21 protein-coding genes and 1 pseudogene are annotated in these 22,193 nt (G+C 66.2%); 5 read left to right on the top strand and 17 right to left on the bottom strand.

The features are described 5' to 3' along the window. Window positions 1–65: 65 nt before the first annotated feature. Window positions 66–467, bottom strand: a complete 402-nt coding sequence (locus MKK62_RS18055; protein ID WP_240258537.1) for a cobalamin B12-binding domain-containing protein — start codon at window positions 465–467, stop codon at window positions 66–68. A 46-nt stretch (window positions 468–513) separates the two neighbouring features. Next, window positions 514–2,088, bottom strand: a pseudogene (locus tag MKK62_RS18050) (methylmalonyl-CoA mutase family protein). Window positions 2,089–2,334: 246 nt separating this feature from the next. Between MKK62_RS18050 and MKK62_RS18045 the strand changes: the two are divergent. After that, entirely contained in the window at window positions 2,335–3,402 is a 1,068-nt protein-coding gene (locus MKK62_RS18045; protein WP_240258538.1) for a hypothetical protein, read from the top strand. Here MKK62_RS18045 and gatB read toward each other — a convergent pair. The 5 genes from gatB to gatC all read right to left on the bottom strand — a co-directional run bounded on the left by gatB (window position 3,399) and on the right by gatC (window position 8,941). Next, window positions 3,399–4,910, bottom strand: coding sequence for an Asp-tRNA(Asn)/Glu-tRNA(Gln) amidotransferase subunit GatB (gatB, locus tag MKK62_RS18040; protein WP_240258539.1), 1,512 nt, complete (start codon window positions 4,908–4,910; stop codon window positions 3,399–3,401). The genes MKK62_RS18045 and gatB overlap by 4 nt on opposite strands. A 10-nt stretch (window positions 4,911–4,920) precedes the next feature. Next, window positions 4,921–5,616: a PAS and ANTAR domain-containing protein gene (locus MKK62_RS18035; RefSeq protein WP_240258540.1), complete on the bottom strand. Its 696-nt coding sequence runs from the start codon at window positions 5,614–5,616 to the stop codon at window positions 4,921–4,923. Window positions 5,617–6,053: 437 nt separating this feature from the next. Next, entirely contained in the window at window positions 6,054–7,085 is a 1,032-nt protein-coding gene (locus MKK62_RS18030) for an ATP-dependent 6-phosphofructokinase (RefSeq protein ID WP_240258541.1), read from the bottom strand. A gap of 75 nt (window positions 7,086–7,160) precedes the next feature. Further along, complete coding sequence (gene gatA, locus MKK62_RS18025; protein WP_240258542.1) at window positions 7,161–8,645, bottom strand: Asp-tRNA(Asn)/Glu-tRNA(Gln) amidotransferase subunit GatA; 1,485 nt, start codon at window positions 8,643–8,645, stop codon at window positions 7,161–7,163. Further along, window positions 8,642–8,941, bottom strand: a complete 300-nt coding sequence (gene gatC, locus MKK62_RS18020; protein WP_240264079.1) for an Asp-tRNA(Asn)/Glu-tRNA(Gln) amidotransferase subunit GatC — start codon at window positions 8,939–8,941, stop codon at window positions 8,642–8,644. The genes gatA and gatC overlap by 4 nt, the downstream gene beginning before the upstream one ends. A 184-nt stretch (window positions 8,942–9,125) precedes the next feature. On the opposite strand from gatC, the gene MKK62_RS18015 reads away from it, so the two are divergent. Both MKK62_RS18015 and MKK62_RS18010 read left to right on the top strand, forming a co-directional pair. Further along, window positions 9,126–9,785, top strand: a complete 660-nt coding sequence (locus MKK62_RS18015) for an ACT domain-containing protein (protein ID WP_240258543.1) — start codon at window positions 9,126–9,128, stop codon at window positions 9,783–9,785. An 18-nt stretch (window positions 9,786–9,803) separates the two neighbouring features. Then, window positions 9,804–10,358, top strand: a complete 555-nt coding sequence (locus MKK62_RS18010; protein WP_240258544.1) for a hypothetical protein — start codon at window positions 9,804–9,806, stop codon at window positions 10,356–10,358. On the opposite strand, the gene ligA is transcribed toward MKK62_RS18010, so the two are convergent. From ligA to MKK62_RS17985, 5 genes are all read right to left on the bottom strand, one after another. Further along, a complete protein-coding gene (ligA, locus tag MKK62_RS18005; protein ID WP_240258545.1) occupies window positions 10,347–12,425 on the bottom strand; it encodes an NAD-dependent DNA ligase LigA in 2,079 nt (692 codons plus the stop codon). The two genes, MKK62_RS18010 and ligA, sit on opposite strands and share 12 nt — an antisense overlap. 39 nt (window positions 12,426–12,464) lie before the next feature. Next, window positions 12,465–13,178: a peptide-methionine (S)-S-oxide reductase MsrA gene (msrA, locus tag MKK62_RS18000; RefSeq protein ID WP_240258546.1), complete on the bottom strand. Its 714-nt coding sequence runs from the start codon at window positions 13,176–13,178 to the stop codon at window positions 12,465–12,467. 67 nt (window positions 13,179–13,245) lie between these two features. Next, on the bottom strand, window positions 13,246–13,566 hold the full coding sequence (locus MKK62_RS17995; RefSeq protein WP_240258547.1) for an ArsR/SmtB family transcription factor: 321 nt from the start codon (window positions 13,564–13,566) through the stop codon (window positions 13,246–13,248). Continuing rightward, window positions 13,563–14,057, bottom strand: coding sequence for an SRPBCC family protein (locus MKK62_RS17990; protein WP_240258548.1), 495 nt, complete (start codon window positions 14,055–14,057; stop codon window positions 13,563–13,565). Before MKK62_RS17990 ends, MKK62_RS17995 begins: the two co-directional genes overlap by 4 nt. 83 nt (window positions 14,058–14,140) lie before the next feature. Next, window positions 14,141–15,154: a uroporphyrinogen decarboxylase/cobalamine-independent methonine synthase family protein gene (locus MKK62_RS17985; RefSeq protein ID WP_240258549.1), complete on the bottom strand. Its 1,014-nt coding sequence runs from the start codon at window positions 15,152–15,154 to the stop codon at window positions 14,141–14,143. Between the two features lie 75 nt (window positions 15,155–15,229). Between MKK62_RS17985 and MKK62_RS17980 the strand changes: the two genes are divergently transcribed. Then, complete coding sequence (locus tag MKK62_RS17980) at window positions 15,230–15,850, top strand: sensor domain-containing protein (RefSeq protein WP_240258550.1); 621 nt, start codon at window positions 15,230–15,232, stop codon at window positions 15,848–15,850. An 11-nt stretch (window positions 15,851–15,861) separates the two neighbouring features. Here the strand turns inward: MKK62_RS17980 and mnmA are convergent, their stop codons facing one another. The 4 genes from mnmA to MKK62_RS17960 are packed head-to-tail and all read right to left on the bottom strand — an operon-like array spanning window position 15,862 to window position 19,899. Continuing rightward, window positions 15,862–16,935, bottom strand: coding sequence for a tRNA 2-thiouridine(34) synthase MnmA (gene mnmA, locus MKK62_RS17975; RefSeq protein ID WP_240258551.1), 1,074 nt, complete (start codon window positions 16,933–16,935; stop codon window positions 15,862–15,864). Then, on the bottom strand, window positions 16,932–18,113 hold the full coding sequence (locus tag MKK62_RS17970; protein ID WP_240258552.1) for a cysteine desulfurase family protein: 1,182 nt from the start codon (window positions 18,111–18,113) through the stop codon (window positions 16,932–16,934). The genes mnmA and MKK62_RS17970 overlap by 4 nt, the downstream gene beginning before the upstream one ends. A 47-nt stretch (window positions 18,114–18,160) precedes the next feature. Continuing rightward, window positions 18,161–19,066 carry a lysophospholipid acyltransferase family protein gene (locus MKK62_RS17965; RefSeq protein ID WP_240264080.1) on the bottom strand — a complete coding sequence of 302 codons (906 nt, stop codon included), beginning with the start codon at window positions 19,064–19,066 and terminating at the stop codon, window positions 18,161–18,163. Next, on the bottom strand, window positions 19,066–19,899 hold the full coding sequence (locus tag MKK62_RS17960) for a GNAT family N-acetyltransferase (RefSeq protein ID WP_240258553.1): 834 nt from the start codon (window positions 19,897–19,899) through the stop codon (window positions 19,066–19,068). The genes MKK62_RS17965 and MKK62_RS17960 overlap by 1 nt, the downstream gene beginning before the upstream one ends. Before the next feature lie 126 nt (window positions 19,900–20,025). Here MKK62_RS17960 and MKK62_RS17955 point away from each other — a divergent pair, with 126 nt between their 5' ends. Continuing rightward, window positions 20,026–21,801, top strand: a complete 1,776-nt coding sequence (locus MKK62_RS17955; RefSeq protein WP_240258554.1) for a flavin-containing monooxygenase — start codon at window positions 20,026–20,028, stop codon at window positions 21,799–21,801. Here MKK62_RS17955 and MKK62_RS17950 read toward each other — a convergent pair. Beyond that, window positions 21,790–22,185: a PPOX class F420-dependent oxidoreductase gene (locus MKK62_RS17950; protein ID WP_240258555.1), complete on the bottom strand. Its 396-nt coding sequence runs from the start codon at window positions 22,183–22,185 to the stop codon at window positions 21,790–21,792. The genes MKK62_RS17955 and MKK62_RS17950 overlap by 12 nt on opposite strands. Between the last annotated feature and the right edge of the window lie 8 nt (window positions 22,186–22,193).

The following is a 22,193-nucleotide window of genomic DNA, read 5'->3' as shown; positions in this document are numbered from 1 at the left end:
CGAGGATCCGGATACCGGAGAGCGGTCCGGTCACATCAGGACCCGAGGTGGCGCACCGAGCCGCATCAGGCCTCGTCCCCGTCTTCGGTCAATGCCTTGACGTCGCGGACGAGCGTCTCCAGCGACGTCCCGGTCGGAAACACCGCTGCCGCACCGGCATCCAGCAATTTCTGCACGTCGGCCTGCGGGATGGTGCCACCGACGACCACAGCGATGTCGCCGGCGTCCGCGGCCCGCAACGCGTTGATCGTGCGGGTGGTCAGGGCCACGTGCGCCCCCGACAGGATGGAAAGCCCGACCAGCTTGACGTCCTCTTGCAGTGCGATCGAAACGATGTCCTCGATTCGCTGACGGATTCCGGTGTAGATGACCTCGAACCCGGCGTCACGCAGCGTGCGCGCAACGATCTTCGCACCACGGTCGTGTCCGTCCAGACCGGGTTTCGCCACCAGGACGCGTGCCCCCATCGTTACCCTTCCTTTTTCGCGCAAACGCAGAGCGGCGCAAGCACTTTCAGAACACCACCGGTTGCTGGAATTCGCCCCACACGGCTTTGAGCGCGGTGACCAGCTCTCCGACAGAGCAGTAGGCATTGGCGCAATCGATGAGACGGGGCATCAGATTCTCGGTGCCCTCGGCTGCCCGCGACAGCGCGGCCAGCGTCTCCTTGACCGCGACCGAGTCACGCTCGGCTTTGACTTTCGCCAAACGCTTCAGCTGGAGGTCGCGACCCTCGGCGTTGAGCTCGTAGGTATCGATGTCGGGTGAGGGCTCGTCGGTGACGAATTTGTTGACGCCGACCACGGGGCGCTCGCCCGACTCGACCTCCTGGTGGATCTTGAACGCCTCGTCGGCGATCAACCCCTGCAGGTAACCGTCTTCGATGGCGCGCACCATGCCGCCGTGCTTTTCGAGGTCGTCCATGATCTCGATGATCTTGGCCTCGGTGGCGTCGGTCAGTGCCTCGACGAAATACGACCCACCGAGCGGGTCGGCGACCTTGGTCACCCCGGTCTCGTAGGCAAGGATCTGCTGAGTGCGCAGCGCCAGCGTCGCGGACTCTTCGCTCGGAAGAGCGAACGGCTCGTCCCACGCGGCAGTGAACATCGATTGGACGCCGCCGAGCACCGCGGCCAGTGACTCGTAGGCAACTCGGACCACGTTGTTCCGCGCCTGCGGCGCATAGAGCGACGCGCCCCCCGCGACGCAGCCGAAGCGGAACATCGATGCTTTGTCCGTCGTGGCGCCATAGCGTTCCCGCACGATGGTCGCCCAGCGGCGCCGGCCCGCGCGGTATTTCGCGATCTCCTCGAAGAAGTCGCCGTGGGTGTAGAAGAAGAACGAGATCTGCGGTGCGAACTTGTCGATGGTCATGCGACCGCGTTCGACGACGGTGTCGCAATAGGTGACCCCGTCGGCCAAGGTGAAGGCCATCTCTTGGACGGCATTGGCGCCCGCGTCGCGGAAGTGAGCACCCGCGACGGAGATCGCATTGAACCTCGGCACTTCGGCGGCGCAGAACTCGATCGTGTCCGCGATGAGCCGCAGTGACGGCTCCGGCGGCCAGATCCACGTGCCCCGCGACGCATACTCCTTGAGAATGTCGTTTTGGATCGTGCCGGTGAGCTTTTCGCGGGGCACGCCGGTCTTTTCCGCGGCGGCGACGTAGAACGCCAGCAGGATTGCCGCGGTGCCGTTGATGGTGAAGCTGGTGCTGATCTTGTCCAGCGGTATGCCGTCGAACAGCAATTCGGCATCGGCGAGCGTGTCGACAGCGACACCGACGCGGCCAACCTCTTCGCCGTACTCCGGGTCGTCTGAGTCATAGCCGCATTGCGTCGGCAGGTCCAGTGCGACGGACAGTCCGGTGCTGCCCTGGTTCAGCAGGTAGTGATAACGCTTGTTGGATTCTTCGGCGGTGCCGAATCCCGAATACTGACGAAAGGTCCAGGTTTTGCCGCGGTAGCCGGACGCGAAGTTGCCGCGCGTGAACGGGAACTGTCAGGGCGCCGGCTCGGGCGCGCGATCGCTCGGCCCGTAGACGGACTCCAACGGAATGCCAGACGGAGTCTGCACCACGTCACTCATTGCCGACCCGGGCGTGAAGACACTCGATCACCGTCGTCAATTGCATTCCAGACCATCCTGCGATGTGGACACTGCCGATAGGTAGTGCGATTGCTGCAACAGTGTATGTCAATGCGATTCTCTTTTTCTGAGAGCGTCATGCTTTTCCACCGTGGGTCGGTTCTCACCCGACCAATGCTCCACGCTCAGCTCAATCTCAGCTAACATCTAGCTGCCTGTGGGGGGCCGACGCGCGTAGGAGACGCCATGGACATCACCGCTAGCCCTTGGACCACCGCAGGATTTGCGGTCGCACTGGTTGCCGCCGGTGCGCTGGGCGCCTCGGCTCCCGACCAACCCGGTGTGCAAACCCGCGCCGTGCGACTCGTCTCGGGAGACGTCCCCTGGGACCAGGTGCTGCAGACCGCACTGGCCAACTCGACCGACATCTACGACCACTTCTCCCCCGCCGCATTCGCCGATCTCCAGCAGTTTGCCGCGAACGTCCCGGCCTACCTCGAGGGCACCCGCAATTTCGATACCGACCTGGGCCTGGCGTACACGGCAGCAACCTCGGTGTTCCTCCCGTCGAATCCCGAGCCCTACATCTACTCCTCGGTCGCGCCAACCCCCAGCAACCTCACCATCGAAACGCTGTTGGGAAACATCCCGATATCACTCCCGGGCAAAGACGACCTGATCGGAATCCTGACCAACGGACTCCCCTACTCGATCGGGTTCTGCCCGCTCTGTCTCAGCGGAAACATTGATGTGTTGTCGCTTCTCGTCGGCAGCGACACCGCCGATGCGATCAAGCCGTATCTCGAGTTCTCGGGATCGCCGCTGAGCGGCATCCTGTGGGGCAGCTTCGGGACCACCGTCGGCCCACTCGTGCAGCTACACGACGACATCACAACCATCAGTGCCGCGCTCAGCGGCGCAGCTCCCGACTACACGACCGCGCTCAACGAACTGCTCGACGTGCCGGCGAACTTCAGCAACGCGTTCCTCAACGGCTACGGCCAAATCGGTCTCGGGACCCTCCTGGAGGATTTCGGAGCGACCGCGCCCTCGGGACTGGACGTCAACGCCATCCAGCTCGATCTCGGCGGGCTGCTCAGCCCGGCCGGCTCGCTGATCGACGGGATCGGCTTCACCCAATCGATCGGTGACTGCGATCTGCTGTGCGTGTCGCTCAGCGTCCCGTCGACTGAAGTCGGACCGCTCGCGTCACTGTTCCTGCAAGACCAGGCGATCGCGGAGGCGATCAACTGGGACGGCGTCGGTCAGCCGCTGGCCGCTCTATTCAGCGAGCTCACCGGGACGTTCAACTAGCTGCAGGCGGCAAGCACCAATTCGCGCACCCGCGCGGCGTCGGCCTGACCCTTGGTGGCTTTCATCACGGCGCCGACGATCGCACCGGCCGCCTGCACCTTGCCACCGCGAATCTTCTCGGCCACATCGGGATTGGCGGCCAGCGCTTCGTCGACCGCCGCCTGGATCAGCGAGTCGTCGCGCACCACGGCCAACCCCCGCGCCGTCATCACCTGCTCGGGCTCGCCCTCGCCGGCGAGCACCCCCTCGATGACCTGACGAGCCAGCTTGTTGCTGAGCTTGCCCTCGTCCACGAGCGCCACCACCGCCGCGACTTGGGCTGGGCTGATCGGCAATTCGTCGAGCTCCACGCCGGCCTCGTTGGCCTTCTGCACCAGGAAGTTGCCCCACCACGCACGCGCGGACTCGCTCGACGCACCCTGCTCGACCGTCGCGATGACGAGCTCGACAGCGCCGGCGTTCACCAGGTCGCGCATGACCTCGTCGGAGATGCCCCAATCCTGCTGGATCCGCTTGCGGCGTAACCACGGCAGTTCGGGAATGGTCTGGCGCAGCCGGTCGACGAGCTGGCTACTGGGCGCGACCGGCTCTAAATCAGGCTCGGGAAAATATCGGTAGTCCTCCGCGGTCTCCTTGGTGCGGCCCGCACTGGTGAAGCCGTCCTCGTGAAAGTGCCTGGTCTCTTGGACGACTCGGCCGCCCGACTCCAGGACGGCGGCTTGGCGCCGCATCTCGTAGCGGACCGCGACCTCGACGCTTTTGAGCGAGTTGACGTTCTTGGTCTCGCTGCGGGTGCCGAACTCGGTGGTCCCGATCGGTCTCAGCGACACATTGGAATCGCATCGCATCGAGCCCTGGTCCATTCGGACATCGGAAACGTCCAACGCGCGCAACAGGTCTCGCAGTGCGGTGACGTAGGCACGGGCGATCTCAGGGGCCCGTTCACCGGTCCCCTCGATCGGCTTGGTGACGATTTCGATCAGCGGGACTCCGGCCCGGTTGTAGTCGGCCAGTGACGTCGTCGCACCGGCGATACGTCCGGTGTCGCTGCCCAGGTGCGTGAGCTTGCCGGTGTCCTCTTCCATGTGCGCACGTTCGATGTCGATCCGCCAGATGCTGCCGTCATCGAGCGGAACGTCGAGATAACCGTTGACCGCGATCGGCTCGTCGTATTGCGAGATCTGGTAGTTCTTCGGCTGGTCCGGGTAGAAATAGTTCTTCCGGGCGAACCGGCCCCAGGGGGCGATGTCGCAGTTGAGCGCCAACCCGATCCTGATGGCCGACTCGACGGCGGCCTCGTTGAGCACCGGCAGTGATCCGGGGAGCCCGAGACACACCGGGCACACGTGCGTGTTCGGCTCGGCGCCGAACTCGTTGGCGCAGCCGCAGAACATCTTGGTCGCGGTGGACAGTTCGACGTGCACTTCCATGCCCATGACCGGGTCGTAGCGCGCGATCACGTCCTCGTAGTCGAGCAGCTCCGCACTCGCCATGGCCGCTGAAGTCATGGCAACGATCCTAATTGGCCGCCGGATTGGTCGCGCGATCGCCGCTGACACCGTCGCCGCCGGTCAGCAGCGCATGGTCGAAGACGGTCCGAGACGCGATCGCGTCGTCGCGGACGTCGCGGAAGTTGACGACGATCTGCTCGGCGAGTCGCCGCAGCTTGACGTTGCTCGACTGCGAGCGCCATCTCAGCAGGTCGAAGGCCGCATCCTCGTCGAGGCCGTAGACGAGCATCAGCATGCCTTTGGCCTGCTCGATCACCGCACGATGTTCGGTGATCTCGGCTACCCGTTCGGTGATCAGATCTTCGCGCGCCTTGTCGGCGCTCGGCGTGATGTCCACGTAATAGCCGTGGGTGCCGACCACCGTGTCCTGATCGTCGGTCAGCTGATCACCGACCACTACCATCTGATGGGTGACACCCTTGGTGTCTACGATGCGGTGGCGGGTGCTGAACGCGCAGCGGCTGTGCCGCATGGAATCGATGGTCTTGGCGACCGCGCGGCGGTCGTCGGGATGTTTGTGCCGCAACACCAACTCCGTCGTCGGAGTCACCTCGCCGGGCTCGTAGCCATGCATCCTCTGCACCTGCTCCGACCACTCCCAGCGCTCGTCGTCGAAGTAGAAGCGGAACCACCCGACCCGCTGTGGCGCACCCGCGAATGCCTGGCCGACCTCGACCTCGCGGCCGTCGAGTTCCGGGGCCATTACGACCGGCCCTCGCCGCTCGAAGGCTCGACTGCCTTGACACGGGACTGGCGGTCCAGCGCGGAGGCCCGCTGCGATGCGATGGTCTGCCGCAGGGTGTCAGCAGCGTCGCGGCACAATTCGCGGGAGCGGCTCTGCTCGCGCCGTGCTCGCTCGATGGTCACGGCAACGTCGGGTTTGCTTACCCGCGGCTGCGGACGTATGCGCGGTGATCGTGGATCGGCCAGCGCTGCGATACGACGGGCCGTACGGCCTCGGTGCGCTTTTTGCCGACACGCCGACGAGCAGTAGATCGCGTCCGACCGACCACGGAACCCGATTCCACATCCCCCGCACGACAAGAGTTCGGTCACGGACGATACGTTACAGCTAGCCGTTACGTAACGACTGTGTTCCGGCACTCGGTCACTGAAATAACAGCCGTGGGCGAGCGCCGTCTAGCCGAAGAAGGCGGCCGCGTCGTCGTAGCGGGTCTGCGGCACCAGCTTGAGCTGTCGTACCGCGTCGGCCAATGCCACCCGGCCGATCTCCTGTCCGCGCAACGACACCATCTGACCGTATTCACCGGCGTGTGCGGCATCGGCGGCGTTGACACCGAACCTGGTGGCAAGCACGCGGTCGTAGGCGGTCGGGATGCCGCCGCGCTGGACATGGCCGAGCACGGTTACCCGGACCTCTTTGTTGATTCGCTTCTCCACCTCGACGGCCAGCTGCGCGGCGACACCGGTGAACCGCTCGTGCCCGAACTCGTCGGTGCCGCCCTGGGCGAGCTTCATCGACCCCTCGGCAGGTTTGGCTCCCTCGGCGACCACGCAGATGAAGTGCGCGTCGCCACGCTGGAAGCGGCGCTTGACCAGACGACACACTTCGTCGATGTCGAACGGCTGCTCGGGGATCAGCGTCATGTGCGCTCCCGAGGCCAGTCCGGAGTTGAGCGCGATCCAGCCGGCGTGGCGGCCCATCACTTCGACCAGCATCACCCGCTGGTGCGACTCGGCTGTGCTGTGCAGCCGGTCGATGGCGTCGGTGGCCACCGTGAGTGCGGTGTCGTGGCCGAAAGTCACGTCGGTGCAATCGATGTCGTTGTCGATAGTCTTAGGGACCCCGACGACCGGCACGTTCTCTTCGGAGAGCCAGTGCGCGGCGGTCAGCGTGCCTTCACCACCGATCGGGATGAGCACGTCGATGCCATTGTCGTCGAGCGTCTGCTTGACCTGATCGAGCCCGGCCCGCAACTTGTCCGGGTTGACCCGCGCGGTGCCGAGCACCGTTCCGCCCTTGGCCAGCAGACGGTCGTTGCGGTCGTCGTTGGCCAACTGGATGCGTCGGTTCTCCAACAGTCCGCGCCAGCCGTCCTGAAATCCGACCACCGACGAGCCGTACCGGGAATCGCACGTACGTACCACCGCCCGAATGACCGCGTTGAGTCCAGGACAGTCACCGCCCCCGGTGAGAATTCCGATCCGCATGCACTTATCTTGCCCTCCGCACGCCGTCGGAGCAGGACATCGGTGGGGCGACGGTCTGGAGCGGGATACCGCCGGCTAAATCGCGGTTGGCAGCGCACCCCGAGCGGCCTCGTAGGCAGCCCCCACTCGGTAGAGCCGATCGTCGGCCAATGCGGGCGCCATGATCTGCAGCCCGACCGGCAGGTTGTCGTCGTCGGACAAGCCGGACGGCACCGACATTCCGCAGTGTCCGGCCAGGTTCAGCGGCAACGTGCACAGGTCGAACAAATACATCGCCAGCGGATCGTCGACCTTCTCCCCCAACGGGAACGCGGTCGTCGGGGTCGTCGGAGACACCAATACGTCGACCGACTGATACGCGGTGTCGAGATCGCGGGCGATCAGGGTGCGCACTTTCTGCGCCTGGTTGTAATACGCGTCGTAGTAGCCCGCCGACAATGCGTAGGTGCCAATCATGATGCGCCGCTTGACTTCTGGGCCGAAACCGGCAGCGCGGGTCAGCGCCATCACTTCCTCGGCGCTGTGCGTGCCGTCATCGCCGACCCGCAGCCCGTAACGCATCGCGTCGAACCGGGCCAGGTTGCTCGACACCTCCGAGGGCAAGATCAGGTAATAAGCCGGCAGCGCGTGGTCGAAATTGGGACAGTCGACCTCGGAGACGTCGGCGCCGAGCGCGGTCAGCTGCTCGACGGCTTTGTTGAACGACGCCAGCACGCCCGGTTGATATCCCTCACCGCGCAGCTGCTTGACCACTCCGACGCGCACGCCGCTGAGATCGCCTGCGGCACCCGCCCTTGCGGCGCCGACGATGTCGGGCACTGGGGCGTCGATCGACGTGGAGTCGCGTGGATCGTGTCCGGCGATCACCTGATGGAGCAGCGCGGTGTCCAAGACGGTGCGCGCGCACGGGCCGCCCTGATCAAGCGACGACGCGCAGGCCACCAGGCCGTAGCGCGACACGGTGCCGTAGGTCGGCTTGACCCCCACGGTGGCGGTCAGCGCCGCCGGCTGGCGGATCGAACCGCCGGTGTCGGTGCCGATCGCCAGCGGCGCCTGGAACGCTGCGAGCGCCGCGGCGCTACCGCCGCCCGACCCTCCGGGGACTCGATCGGTGTTCCACGGATTGCGGGTCGGGCCGTAGGCCGAGTTCTCCGTCGACGAGCCCATCGCGAACTCGTCCATGTTGGTCTTGCCGAGGATCGGAATGCCCGCGGCGCGCAGCCGCGCGGTCACGGTCGCGTCGTACGGCGAGCGCCAGCCCTCGAGGATCTTCGAGCCGCATGTGGTGGGCATGTCAACGCTGGTGAACACGTCCTTGAGCGCCAGCGGGACACCGGCCAAGGCCGACGCCGGTTGCTCACCGGCGGCCAGCGACTTGTCCGCGGCCGCCGCGGCTTCCAACGCGGTCTCGGCAGCCACGTGCAGGAAGGCCCGGTATTGCTGGTCGGTTGCCGTGATCTGGGCGAGAAAGGCCTGCGTGACCTCGGTAGACGACAGTTCCGTGGCGGCGATTTTCTCCGCCAGCGTCGCCGCATCCAGGCGGATGATGTCGTCGCTCACTGCGGTTCCCCGAGAATCTGCGGGACAACGAAGCGGCCGTCGAGCGCTTCGGGCGCCTGGGCCAGCGCCTCTTGTTGGGTCAGGCACGGCGTGGTCTGGTCGGGGCGGGTGACGTTGACGGACTTGAGCGGGTTGTCGGTCGCCTCGACGCCGGTGACGTCGACGGCCTGGATCTGGCCCACATGGGTCAAGATCGCGTCGAGCTGGCCGGCGTAGCTATCCAACTCGTCGTCGGTCAATGCCAGCCGGGCCAGTCGGGCCAGGTGGGCTACCTCGTCGCGGGAGATCTGGGACACGACAGAAAAGCCTAGCCGGGCGACGATGCGGCCCGCGCCGGGCCGCTGTGGGGGTACCTCCCAGCCGCGCAGCGGCGAGGGGGCGAACCCGGCACTCACGCCCAGCCGGGCGACGATCGGTGAACCTGGCCCGTGGGGCATCCGCCGACATGCCGAGCGCACGCCGCTGTGAAACAGTGTCCGCGTGTCGTCGTATCTGCTTCGGGTCCAGTTGGCCGACCGGCCAGGCAGCCTCGGCTCGTTGGCCGTGGCGCTGGGATCTGTGGGCGCAGACATCCTGTCGCTGGACGTCGTCGAGCGGGGACCGGACTACGCGATCGACGACCTGGTGGTCGAACTTCCGCCGGGCGGCATGCCGGATACGTTGATCACCGCAGCCGAAGCCCTGCAGGGCGTGCGGGTCGACAGCTTGCGACCACACAGCGGATTGCTGGATGCGCACCGGGAACTGGCGCTCATCGATCACGTCGCCGCCGCGGGCAACACCGCCGCCAAACTCCACGTGCTCGTCACTGAGGCACCGCAGGTGCTTCGGGTGAGTTGGTGTTCGGTGCTGCACAAAGCCGACGGCGGATTCGAGCGCGTCGCCGGCAGCGCCGGAGCGCCGGAAACCAGTCTCAGTGACGTGCCGTGGATGCCGATCGACCATGCCACTGCGCTCGACGCCACCGAGGACTGGGTACCGCAGGTCTGGCGCGACTTGGACACCACGTTGATCGCAGCCCCTCTGGGCTCCGACGACACGGCAGTGATGCTCGGCCGGCCGGGCGGCCCCGCCTTCCGTCCCTCCGAGGTCGCCAGGCTCGGTTACCTGGCCGGGATCGTCGGGACCCTGCTGCACTGAGTAGTCGGAAAACGGGGTATGCCCTCGAGCGTGAATCTGCTATCCGACGACCAGATCGCCGCGCTGTCGCCCGCCGAGCGACGTCAGCTGATCCAGCGCCTTGAGCGACCACTGTCGGACATCCTGCCGACCGCCCAAGCACACCGGATCCGCTGGAGCTGGCTGGGGTTCATGATCGGCGGGACTCTGGTGCTGATTCCGTGGATTGTGTATCTGAGCTTCGCGTTGCCCGACGACTATTTGGTGCACGACTGGACGGCGACCTGGGTCGGCTTCGACCTTCTGCTGCTTGGTTTGATGGCCGCCACCGTCGTGTTCGGGATGCTGCGCCGACAGGTCATGTTGCTGACTGCCTTCGCGACCGGAACGTTGTTGATCTGCGATGCCTGGTTCGACCTGATGACGGCCGGAGCCAACGACTTTCGGGTCGCTGAACTGACCGCGGCGCTTGGCGATGTGCCGATGGCCGCGGTACTGATCACCGGCACCCTGCGGCTGTTCCGATTCACCGCGATTCGGCTGTGGCTGCTGGAGCCGCACACCCCGCTGTGGCGCCTCCCACTACTCCCCTGACCCAGAAGCGCCTTCCTCCAACAGCTTTCGAAATCCGTCCTCGTCGAGAATCGGCACGCCGAGTTCGACTGCCTTGTCGTACTTGGAGCCGGGAGAGTCGCCTGCGACGACGTAGTCGGTCTTCTTCGACACCGAACCGGCCGCCTTGCCGCCCCGCGTCAGGATTGCCTCCTTGGCATCGTCGCGGGAGAAATTCGGCAGTGACCCGGTGACGACAATGGTCAGGCCCTCCAGCGTGCGCGGCACGCTGGAGTCACGCTCATCGGCCATCCGCACCCCTGCCGATCGCCACTTTTCGACGATCCGGCAGTGCCAATCGACGGTGAACCACTCCGTCACAGCGTCGGCGATGGTCGGACCGACGCCCTCGACTGCGGCCAATTGCTCGGTGGACGCAGAGGTGATCGCATCCAGGTCGCCGAACTCGGTGGCCAGCGCCCGCGCCGCCGTCGGCCCGACGTGCCGGATCGACAGCGCCACCAGCACCCGCCACAGCGGCTGCTTCTTGGCCTTCTCGAGGTTGGCGAGCAGGCGTTTGCCGTTGGCGGACAGCGTCCCCGCTTTGGTGGTGAACAAGTCGGTGCGCAGCAATTCGTCTTCGGTGAGGCTGAACAGGTCGCCCTCGTCCTCGATTACCTGTGCCTTCAACAGGGCGGTGGCGGCTTCGTAGCCGAGCCCCTCGATGTCGAACGCACCGCGACCCGCGACGTGGAACACCCGCTCGCGCAATTGCGCCGGGCAGGACCGCGAATTGGGGCAGCGAATATCGGCGTCGCCCTCCTTGGCCGGCGCCAACGGTGTGCCGCATTCGGGACACGTTGTGGGCATGACGAATTCGCGCTCGGAGCCGTCGCGCAGATCGACGACAGGGCCGAGCACTTCAGGGATCACATCGCCGGCCTTGCGGAGCACCACCGTGTCCCCGATCAACACGCCCTTACGTTTAACCTCCGCGGCGTTGTGCAGGGTGGCCAAGCCGACCGTCGACCCGGAGACGGTCACCGGCGTCATGAACGCGAACGGGGTGACACGCCCGGTGCGGCCAACGTTGACACGGATGTCGAGCAGTTTGGTCTGGACTTCCTGCGGCGGGTACTTGTAGGCGATCGCCCAGCGCGGTGCCCGCGACGTCGAGCCGAGCCTGCGCTGCAGCGCTACGTCGTCGACTTTGACGACGACACCGTCGATTTCGTGGTCGACGTCGTGGCGGTGCTCGCCCCAGTAAGCAATGCGCTCGAGCGCACCGGCCGCGTTCTCGACGCGGGTGGTGTGGTCGGAAACCGGTAGGCCCCAAGCCGCCAGGGCCAGATACGCGTCATGCAGGCTATCCGGCCGATAGCCCTCGACATGGCCCAGACCGTGGCAGATCATCCGGAGTTTTCGACGAGCCGTGACCGCCGGGTCCTTCTGGCGCAAAGATCCGGCCGCGCTGTTACGCGGGTTGGCGAACGGAGCCTTGCCGTCCTCGACGAGCGCGGCGTTGAGAGCCTCGAAATCGTCGAGGCGAAAGAACACCTCGCCGCGCACCTCCAAGACGTCCGGCACCGGGTGGTCATCGCTGGGCGTGAGCCGTTCGGGTACGTCGTCGATGGTGCGCGCGTTCAGCGTGACATCTTCGCCGGTGCGCCCGTCACCGCGGGTTGCGGCCCGCACCAAGCGGCCGTTGCGATAGACCAACGCCAAAGCAACGCCGTCGATCTTGAGCTCGCACAAAAAAGGAACGTCGCTACCGACTTCGCCATGGACGCGGCCGGTCCACAGGTCGAACTCTTCGGCGCTGAACACGTTGTCCAGGGACAACATTCGCTCGAGGTGATCAGCGGAGGTGAAATCGGTGGCGAACCCGGCACCACCGACCAGCTGGGTCGGCGAATCAGGTGTGCGCAGTTCGGGATGCTCGTCTTCGAGTGCGGACAACCGGCGCAGCAGTACGTCGAAGTCCGCGTCGGAGATGATCGGCGCGTCGCGCACGTAGTAGCGGAACTGATGCTCGCGCACTTCGTCGGCCAGTTCGCGCCACGTACGACGTATCTCCGGCGGGACAGGATCGTCCTCGGGTGAACTCACCTGGGCAGGCTATCGGAGGTCGCCGACAGCCCAGGTCAGCTAGTCGCGATACAGGTCGGGGAAGTCCGATTTGAGCGCCCCAAGCTTGGGCAGGTCATTGGCGACGATGTACGGGTTGTTCGGATGCAGCCTCAGATAGTCCTGGTGATACGCCTCGGCGGGATAGAAGTTGGCGCCAGTCGTCACCGTGGTCACGATCGGCGACGGGAACGAGCCCACCCGATTCAGTTGAGCGATGTAGGCGTCGGCGATCTTCTGCTGGTTGTCGTTCTGCGCAAAGACCACCGAACGGTAGGACGGTCCGACGTCGGGCCCCTGGAAATTGAGTTCGGTCGGGTCCTGGACCACACCGAAGAAGACCCGCAGCAACTGGCCGAAGGTGATTTGGCTCGGGTCGTAAGTGATGCGCACCGACTCGGCGTGGCCGGTAGTCTCGGAGCTGACCGTGTCGTAATTGGCCGTCGCCGCGTCTCCTCCCGCGTACCCCGACTCTGCCGACGTCACCCCTTTGACGTGTTGGTACACACCCTGCACACCCCAGAAGCAACCGCCGGCCAGCACCGCGGTCTCGCTCTTGGGACCGCCGGTGGCCGGCTCGTCCACCGTCGGAGACGGCAGAGCACTCGCCGTCGTACCGCTCGCGGAGGGGATGGCCGGGCCGTGGACGAGGAACGCCCCAGCGGCCAGCCCGACGAGTGCGAGCCAACTTGCCAACACCGCTCGCTGACGGCGGGTTCCGGTTGTGCGATTCATGTGCGTGCTGTCCTCTCGCGCCCAACTCTTGGCCGCATGTGAAACACGTTGCCAGACAATCCAAAGTTCAGTCTTCCACGTAGGCGCGCAGCCGGTCGATCGCAGCATCCCAGCGACGGGACAGCTCGGTCAGATAGTCCCCCGCATCGATCAACGGGCGAGTCTGCAGCGTCCAGATGCGTTGGCGACCGCGCCGGCTGCTGACCACCAGCCCAGCTGCCTCCAGCAACTCCAAGTGCTTCGTGGCAGCTTGCCGCGTAACCGAAACCGATGTGGTGACTTGAGAAGTCGAGCTCGGCCCGCTCTCACACAGGCGAATCACGATGCGCAACCGATTCGGGTCTCCGAGCGCATCGAACAGCGGCGCCGCCGCGAGTGCCGACCTCACACCCGCTGCTCCAACGACAAGTACTTGCGCACGAGTTCGGTCTGCTTGGCCCAGCCCCGGCCGTTGGCCTCGAACGCATCCCTGCGCCGCGTCTCGGCAATGGCGTCGAATCCCGACTCGACGATCCGGAGCTGCACACCGTCGGGCGTATCGGACAGCATGAATTCGACGAGCGTGGTGGGCTCGCTGTCGTAATCGACGCCCGGCTCGACGGCGAACGGATGCCAGCGGTAGGCGAAGCGCTGTGGCGGTTCCACCGCGACGATCTGCCAAGTCGCTTTCGCTCCGGCATGTGGTCGCTGCATCTCGGCGACCTCGTCGTCGACGGTGGTACCGGTGACTGTCGCGGTCACCGACGTCCCAGCGACGAACGGTCCGTCGACGCTGACGCCGAACCAACGGCCAAACTCCTGCGAATCGCTGATCGCCCGCCACACCCGCTCGAGTGGCGCGCGGAGCAGCACCTGCTTCTCAATGCGATCGGTGTTCATATGCAACCTCCTGGTTGCTTTGAGGAGATCACGTTCGACTGCGATATGCAACCGTTTAGTTGCGTTTGCGTGGACGTTGTATGTCAGATTGCCTCTGGGTCGTCGGCCAGACCCTCCGCCACGCGGCGGGCCAGTTCGATGGCGGTGCGGGCCCACTGCGGGGTCGCCCCGGCCAGCCCGCACGCCGGCACGATGCCGATCCGATCGCGCAACACCGACCGGTTGAACCCGATCCGGTCGGTGATGGTGACCGCGCTGCTCGCGACCTCTTCTGCGGCCGGGCGCCGAGCCGGGGCGATCGACGGCACCACCCCCAACATCACCACCCGGCCCGATTCGACGAACTCCCCAACCGCGTCCAGATCGGCTGCGGCCAACGTGCCGGCGTCCACCGACACCGCGCTAATGATGCTGCGCTGCAATATATTCCACGGAATCGAGGAGGCACAGCTGTGCACCACGACGTCCACGCCTACCGCCGATGCGCAGAGGTCGAGCATGGTGATCGCGACCGACTCCTCGACAGCAGCCACCGGGCTCAGCGAGGTCACACCCGTGAGGTGACCGGCGACGGCCGCAGGCAACGACGGCTCGTCGAACTGCACGACCACCGGCGTATCGAGCCGGCGGGACACCGACGCACGATGCGCGGCGACCCCTTCAGCCAGCGACGCGGCAATGTCGTTGAATGCGCCCTGATCGGTGATCGCGCGATGTCCATTTGGCAGTTCGAGTTCGGCGGCAAGCGTGATCGGACCCGGCGCCTGAACCTTGACCGGTCGACCGCTGCCCCGCAGGCCCGCCACCTCCCAAGCCTCCTCGAGGGCGTCGATGTCCTCGGCGAGAAGGCTGGCCGACCGCCGCGTGACCGCACCCGGCCGAGCCGTCAGGCGGTAGCCGCGCGGCACGGTGTCGAGCGCGATGTCGACCAGGAGTGCGCCCGCACGCCCGACGATGTCGGCGCCCACTCCCCTGGCGGGCAACTCCACCAGGTGGGCCATCGCCGAGCCCAACTCGCCGACGATGACTTCGGCGGCCGGTCGCGCCGCAGTTCCAGGCCACGAGCCGATACCGGTGGCGGTTGCGAAAACACTCACCCCAGAACCGTATTCGATCGCGCCTCGCGCACGCGGAGCGAGGGCTGGCCCGGCCGATTACCCTTGAGACCCACGATGACCACGCGACGGCTGGCCTTATGTGCCGCGGCTCTGTTGGCCGCGGCCTGCACCCGCGTGGTGGGCGGCGCACCGACGACGGAAACGGGCCTGACGCCCAGCGAATTCGACGTCGGACGGGTAATGCTCGATCAGCCCCGCATGCAGGCGATCACCGGCGGCGGAGAGCATCTGACGGTCATCCCGTCGATGGATACCGCGTCCCCGGTCGACATCGACACCTTGGCTCAGACCGCGCCACCACCCTGCCGGTTCGTGTTCGCCGAGACCGTGACGTTTGGACCCGACGTCGAGGCGTTCCACAAGACCACGTTTCAAGATCCGCCGCACGGCGGCATCATCTCCGAGGGTGCCGCGGCGTATCACGACGGGGATACCGCTCGGCGCGCGTTCGGCGCGTTGGTGTCCACCGTGCGCACGTGCGCGGACAGTTCGGTCGGCTACGGCCTCATCGGAGCATGGAACGCCGACGACCGGTCGCTGCAAACGCGGCCCGGCGGCTGCGGTCGGGACTACCAGATCAAATCTGTGGTCCTGATGGAAGTCACCTACTGCGGATTTCCGGACTCTGTGTCGACGATCGTGATGTCGAACCTCGCCGCGAACGTGCCGGGGTGACGCCGCAGGCACTACTGCGCGGCGGCGATGGTGGCGCTGGCGATGACCTCGTCGCCGGCCGGGTCGCGCCGATAGAGCACCAGCATCTGGCCCGGGGCCACGCCGCGCAGCGGCGAACGCAGACTCACCGCTAGGTGTTCGCCGGCCAGCCGTGCTTCGGCGTCGACGGTTTCGCCGTGCGCGCGGACCTGCACTGCGCAGTCGATGGCACCGGCCGGCGCCGTGCCCGCGGTGAACACCGGGCGCGTTCCGCTGAGCCGCCATACCTCCAGGTCGGCCGCCGAACCGACCCGTACGGTGCCACTCTCGGCGTCGATCGCGGTGACATATCGGGGTTGGCCGTCCGGCCCCGGGCCGGCAATGCCCAGCCCTTTGCGTTGGCCGATGGTGAAGCCGTGCACACCATCGTGGGTGGCCAGTACCTCGCCGCCCTGGCCGACCACCGCGCCGGGGCGCACCCCGATGCGCTCGCCGAGAAAGGCCCGGGTATCGCCGGACGGGATGAAGCAGATGTCGTGGCTGTCCGGCTTTTCGGCGACCGACAAGCCACGGCGGGCGGCCTCGGCGCGGATTTGCGACTTGGGAGTGTCGCCGATCGGAAACGCCGCGTGGCGCAATTGCTCGGCGGTCAGCACCGCCAGCACATAGGACTGGTCTTTGTCGGCGTCGACGGCGCGGCGCAGCCGCCCATCCGAAAGCCGGGCATAGTGCCCGGTCGCCACCGCGTCGAATCCCAGCGCCAGCGCGCGAGCGGCCAACGCGGAGAACTTGATTCGCTCGTTGCACCGCACGCATGGGTTGGGCGTTTCACCGCGGGCGTAGGACGACACGAAGTCGTCGATCACGTCCTCTTTGAACTTGTCGGCGAAATCCCACACATAGAACGGGATTCCGAGGACATCGGCGACCCTGCGGGCGTCACCGGCGTCCTCCTTCGAACAGCAGCCACGGGAGCCGGTGCGCAACGTACCCGGAGCGTGCGATAAAGCCAGGTGCACGCCCACCACGTCGTGACCCGAGTCGACCATCCGGGCAGCGGCAACCGACGAGTCGACACCGCCGCTCATCGCGGCGAGCACCCTCATCGCGATACCGCCGCGGTGGCAAGCGCGGCCTGCCGCGCCCGCGCGACGGCGCCGGGAATGACCTTCAGCGCCGCATCGACGTCAGACTCGACGCTGGTGTGGCCCAACGACAGTCGCAGCGATCCACGAGCACTGGCGGGATCGGCGCCCATCGCGAGCAGCACATGCGACGCCTGCGCGACACCGGCCGTACACGCCGATCCCGTGGAGCACTCGATTCCGTTGGCATCCAACAACATCAGCAGCGCGTCGCCTTCGCAGCCGTCGAAGGTGAAGTGCGCATTGCCTGGCAGCCGGCGGGAGCCGGGGGCGCCGTTGAGCCGGGTGTCCTCGACCGCAGTCAGCACTCCGTCGATCAGCCGGTCGCGCAGCAGCCGCAGCCGTGCGCCGTTGGCCTCCAGCCCGTCGACGGCGATCCGAATAGCCGTCGCCATACCGACGGCGGCGGCGACAGCGGGTGTGCCGGAGCGGATGTCACGCTCCTGACCGCCGCCGTGTGACAACGGCACGCACGCGACGTCGCGACGGAGCAGCAGCGCGCCTGCTCCGACCGGGCCACCGAACTTGTGCGCCGCCACGCTCATCGCCGAGAGCTGGCTGGCCCCGAAGTCGACCGGTAGCTGTCCGACGGCCTGAACCGCGTCGCTGTGCATCGGCACGTCGAATTCGGCGGCGATCGCGGCAAGCTCGTCGATCGGCATGATCGTGCCGACCTCGTTGTTGGCCCACATCACCGTGACCACCGCGACGTCGTCGTGGCGCTCCAAGGCGTCGCGCAGCGCAGCACCGGACACCGACCCGTCTGCGTTGGTGGGCAGCCAGGTGACCTCGGCGCCCTCATGCTCGGCCAGCCAAGTGACCGCATCCAAGACCGCGTGGTGCTCGACCTCGGTGGTGATGATGCGGCGGTGTTGCGGATCGGCATCGCGGCGCGCCCAGTAGATGCCCTTCACGGCGAGGTTGTCGCTCTCGGTGCCACCCGCGGTGAAGATCACCTCTGAGGGGCGGGCGCCGAGCTTGGCCGCAATCAGCTCACGGGCTTCTTCCATACGCCGACGAGCCAGACGGCCGGTGGCGTGCAGCGAGGAGGCGTTGCCGACGGTGGCCAACACAGCCGTCATCGCCTCGACGGCAGCGGGGTGCATCGGGGAGGTGGCAGCGTGATCCAGGTAGACCATGACTTGCCCAGGATAGCGAGGGTGCGGCCGGCCCGATCTCGGCGAGGTCAGGATGCGAGGACGGAGGGACGTTGCCCGTGATCCGGGCGCAGCGCCGGGGTGACGCGGATCGCGGCCTGACAGCGGCGGGCCAACTCCCGCCGATCGTTTCCGGGAAGCTGAAGCGATTCAACGTAGATCTTGGCCACCGTGCGCCGGGCGACCATCAGCCGACCGATCGAGGCCAGCAACGTGTCGTCGCCGATATAGGCCGGCACGGTGGAGACGCTGCCGTCGCGGTGCTGGTAACGCAGCCGCAGCGGCTGGACCGGCCGGCCGGTGTCCACGGCGGCCTGGAACATGGCCGGATAAAACGGCCCCGATCCCTGATGGGAACGGCCCGACGTGCCCGATAGCCCGCACCAGGTGGTGCCTTCGGGGAACGCCACCACCGTGTGACCGGCGTAGAGCCGGGCGGCGACGGTCGCCACCACCTCCGGCAGTTGTCGCAGCCTCGCGCGTTCGATCGGGATCACCTTGACAATGCGCGCCATCATCTTCACCGCGCCGCTGGCAGCCACATCGGCACGCGCCACGAACGACAGCGGCGAGGCGCGCCACCGACTGGAAGGCAGCGTTGCTCCGATGGTCAGGATGTCCAGCCAGGACATGTGGTCGCTGACCACGAGAACGCCGGGCAAATTGCGGATCGGCCCCCCGGATACCTGGATCTGGACGCCGAGACACCACAGCAGGAGCCGGCAGTAGATCTGCCTCGACTTCGACCAGCCCGGGATCACCCCGGCCAGCAGTGGCAGCGCGGGCGCCAGCAGCACCAGCAGGGTCATTCGCCGAGCGACCCGCAGCGCGACGATGAGTCGGCGGGTCGTCTCGTAGCCGCCGGCGCGTATGCAGTTGGTGTCGCAGGTGGCCCGCGGGAGCCAGGCGTGGTCGCGCGGCGCTGAGGTGCTCATCATGCGCCCAAGCTCGCTGCCTCAGTCGCCGCCGACATCGACCGGAGCCTTCGCAGGTAGCGGGTATCGGCTTGACGCTTGTCCAGCAAGGCCGGGAAATCCCCCACCCCAAAGTCGGGATCGAGGGCTGGCTCGCCGCAGATCTGGGCGCCCAAGCGCAGGTAGCCGCGCATCAGCGGCGGTATGACCGGCCGAGGCGGTGGCGCGATCTCGTCGAGGGTCCGGCCGTCGATGACGACCGGCCGATACGGGCGAACCGCATATTCCGCTGGAGCGGCGTGACGGCGCATGACGAAGTCACGCACACCGCGGATTTGCGTGCCCGCCGGCTCGCCCTCGACGACGACCGGCACCGACACGCAACCGGTGACGTAGTCGTAGTCGCAGTGGTCTAGATATGCCAGGATGCCGGCCCACATCAGCAGCACGACCGCACCGTTGCGGTGCTCGTTGTGCACCACCGCACGTCCCATTTCCACCAGCGACGGCCGCAGCGAATCGAGCGGCGTGACGTCGAATTCCGTTGCGGTGTAGAGCCCGCCGGCCGCGATCGCACCGGTCGGTGTCAGCATGCGATAGCAGCCGACCAGCGCACCGGAGTTCTCCTCGCGGACCAGGAGATGGTCGCAATGCTCGTCGAAGCGGTCGGCGTCGAGGTCGTCGTCCGCGCCGCTCAACGCGAATCCCGGCTCGCTGCTGAACACGTCGTAGCGCAGTCGTTGCGCGGCTTCGATGTGGGCCGGATCGTTGGACAGCAGCAGTGAATATCGCGGTTTTGCCGATGCACGCGTCCCCGGCTTGTCGGCGGCGATGAGGACCGATTCAGTGCCCATAGGCGCCACTGTCGCTCGGCTGATCAGCTAAATGGCATCGGAGCCGTAACGTGTCCGTGCACGGCAGATGACGAAGATCCACACCTCGGCGTTGCCTACGTCACAAAATTGGACCAGTATTCAGCCGTGACGTCTGGCGTTGGCGGAGGATCGTTCGATCCGGCTGCGTTACGCGCCAAGTATGCCGAGGAACGCCAACGCCGGCTCCGTTCCGACGGGATTTCGCAGTATGTCGAGATCACCGGTGCTCTCCGCAAGTTCGGCGAGGACCCCTGGGCCGACCCGAACTTCAGCCGAGACCCGATTCACGACTCCGTCGACGTCGCCGTGGTGGGCGCCGGCTTCGGCGGGTTGCTGATCGGGGCCCGGTGCAAGCAGCTCGGTGTGCACGACGTGCGGCTGATCGACAAGGCCGCCGACGTCGGCGGAACCTGGTACTGGAACCGCTATCCCGGAATCGCCTGCGACGTCGAGTCCTATGTCTACATGCCGCTGCTCGAGGAACTCGGTTACGTCCCCACCGAGAAATACGCCAAGGGTTCCGAGATCTGGGCTCACTGCCGCCGGATCGCCGAGCACTACGATCTATATCGAGACGCATGTCTGCAGACCGAGGTGCGCGAAATCCATTGGGAGCAAAACGATTCGCGATGGATTATTTCCACCGACCGCGGCGACGAGATTCGCGCCCGATTCGTGGCGCTGGCCAACGGGTATCTGCAGAAGCCGAAACTGCCTGGCATCGATGGCATTACACGCTTCGCCGGCCACACCTTCCACACCAGCCGGTGGGACTACCGCTACACGGGCGACGATTTGAGTGGGCTGTCCGACAAGCGGGTCGGCGTCGTCGGCACCGGGGCGACGGCCATCCAGTGCGTACCGCGGTTGGCCGAGGCGGCCGGCCAACTGTTCGTGTTCCAGCGCACCCCGTCGACCGTCGACGTGCGGGCCAACCGGCCCACCGATCCGGAGTGGGCCGCGTCGCTGCAGCCGGGCTGGCAACAGCGACGGATGGAGAATTTTCAAATCCTCACCGCCGGAGGAACTTCCGACGAGGACCTGGTCGACGATGCGTGGACCAGCCTGACCAAGAAAATGCCCATCGTCAACGAGGGCGGGCCCAACTCCGCCGAACTCGCCGACTTCGCCAAAATGGAGGAGATTCGTGCGCGGGTCGACTCGATCGTGACCGACGCCGCCACCGCCGAAGCCCTCAAGCCGTGGTACGGGTACTACTGCAAACGACCCTGTTTCCACGACGAATACCTGCAAGCCTTCAACCGCGACAACGTCACGCTAGTCGACACCCGCGGCGTCGGGGTCGAACAGATCACCGCCCGGGGCGTCGTCGTAGCCGGTGTCGAATACCCGTTGGACTGTTTGATTTTCGCCACCGGATTCGAGGTCGGCACCAGCTACTCGCGACGAACCGGCTTCGAGATCGTCGGCCGCGACGGATTGACCCTTACCGACAAGTGGGCCGACGGGGTCCGCACGATGCACGGCCTGCACGTACACGGCTTCCCGAACTGCTTCATCGAGAGCATCGCGCAATCCGGCTTCACCGTGAACTTCCCGTACTTGATCGACACCCAATCCCGACACATCGCCTGGGTCATCGCATGGGCGCTCCAGCACGGCGCCGCCGAACTCGAGACAACGGCGGAAGCCGAAGCCTCCTGGGTCGACACCGTCCTCGAGCGTTCCAGTCTGATCGCCGGCCGGCGGGAGTCATGCACGCCCGGCTATTACAACCGCGAGGGCCAAGCCAGTGCACGCCTCAACCGGGACAGCTTTTTCTTCGGCAGCCCAACCGAATACGCGGACATCCTGGATGCCTGGCGCAGCGCAGGCACGTTCGAGGGATTCGACGTCCGCGAGTCCACCTCAGCTCGGTAGCGCGACCCGGATAATCAGCCGCGGCTTCGCCCCGCGAGCCAGCAGTCGCTCGATGAACGTCACGATGGTGAACTCGAAACCATATTTATGGCGGATGACGCCGGCCAGCCGCTGCACGGTCGCGGCATCGGTGACCAATTCGGCGACTCCTTCGACAGGACGAGCACCCTCGCGAACCTTCCCGCTCCGACTGCAGGGCACCATCACGACTCTGGGATTGTTCTTGGCCCGCTTGGCCTTCCAGCTCTCGACCGGAGTCCAGAAGAACAGGTCGTCACCATCGCGCCCAATCCACATTGGTGTCGCGACCGCCGAGCCGTCTTTTTTGAAGGTCGTCAGCGAGACGAATTTTTCCGCACCTAGGGCCGATACGGGTTCTGTCATCGCGCTCC

This window comes from Mycobacterium paraterrae (assembly GCF_022430545.2).
In the GTDB taxonomy this organism is placed as follows: domain Bacteria; phylum Actinomycetota; class Actinomycetes; order Mycobacteriales; family Mycobacteriaceae; genus Mycobacterium; species Mycobacterium paraterrae.
The sequence above is the reverse complement of the archived record's forward strand: the minus strand, read 5'-3'. Positions and strand labels throughout refer to the sequence as shown.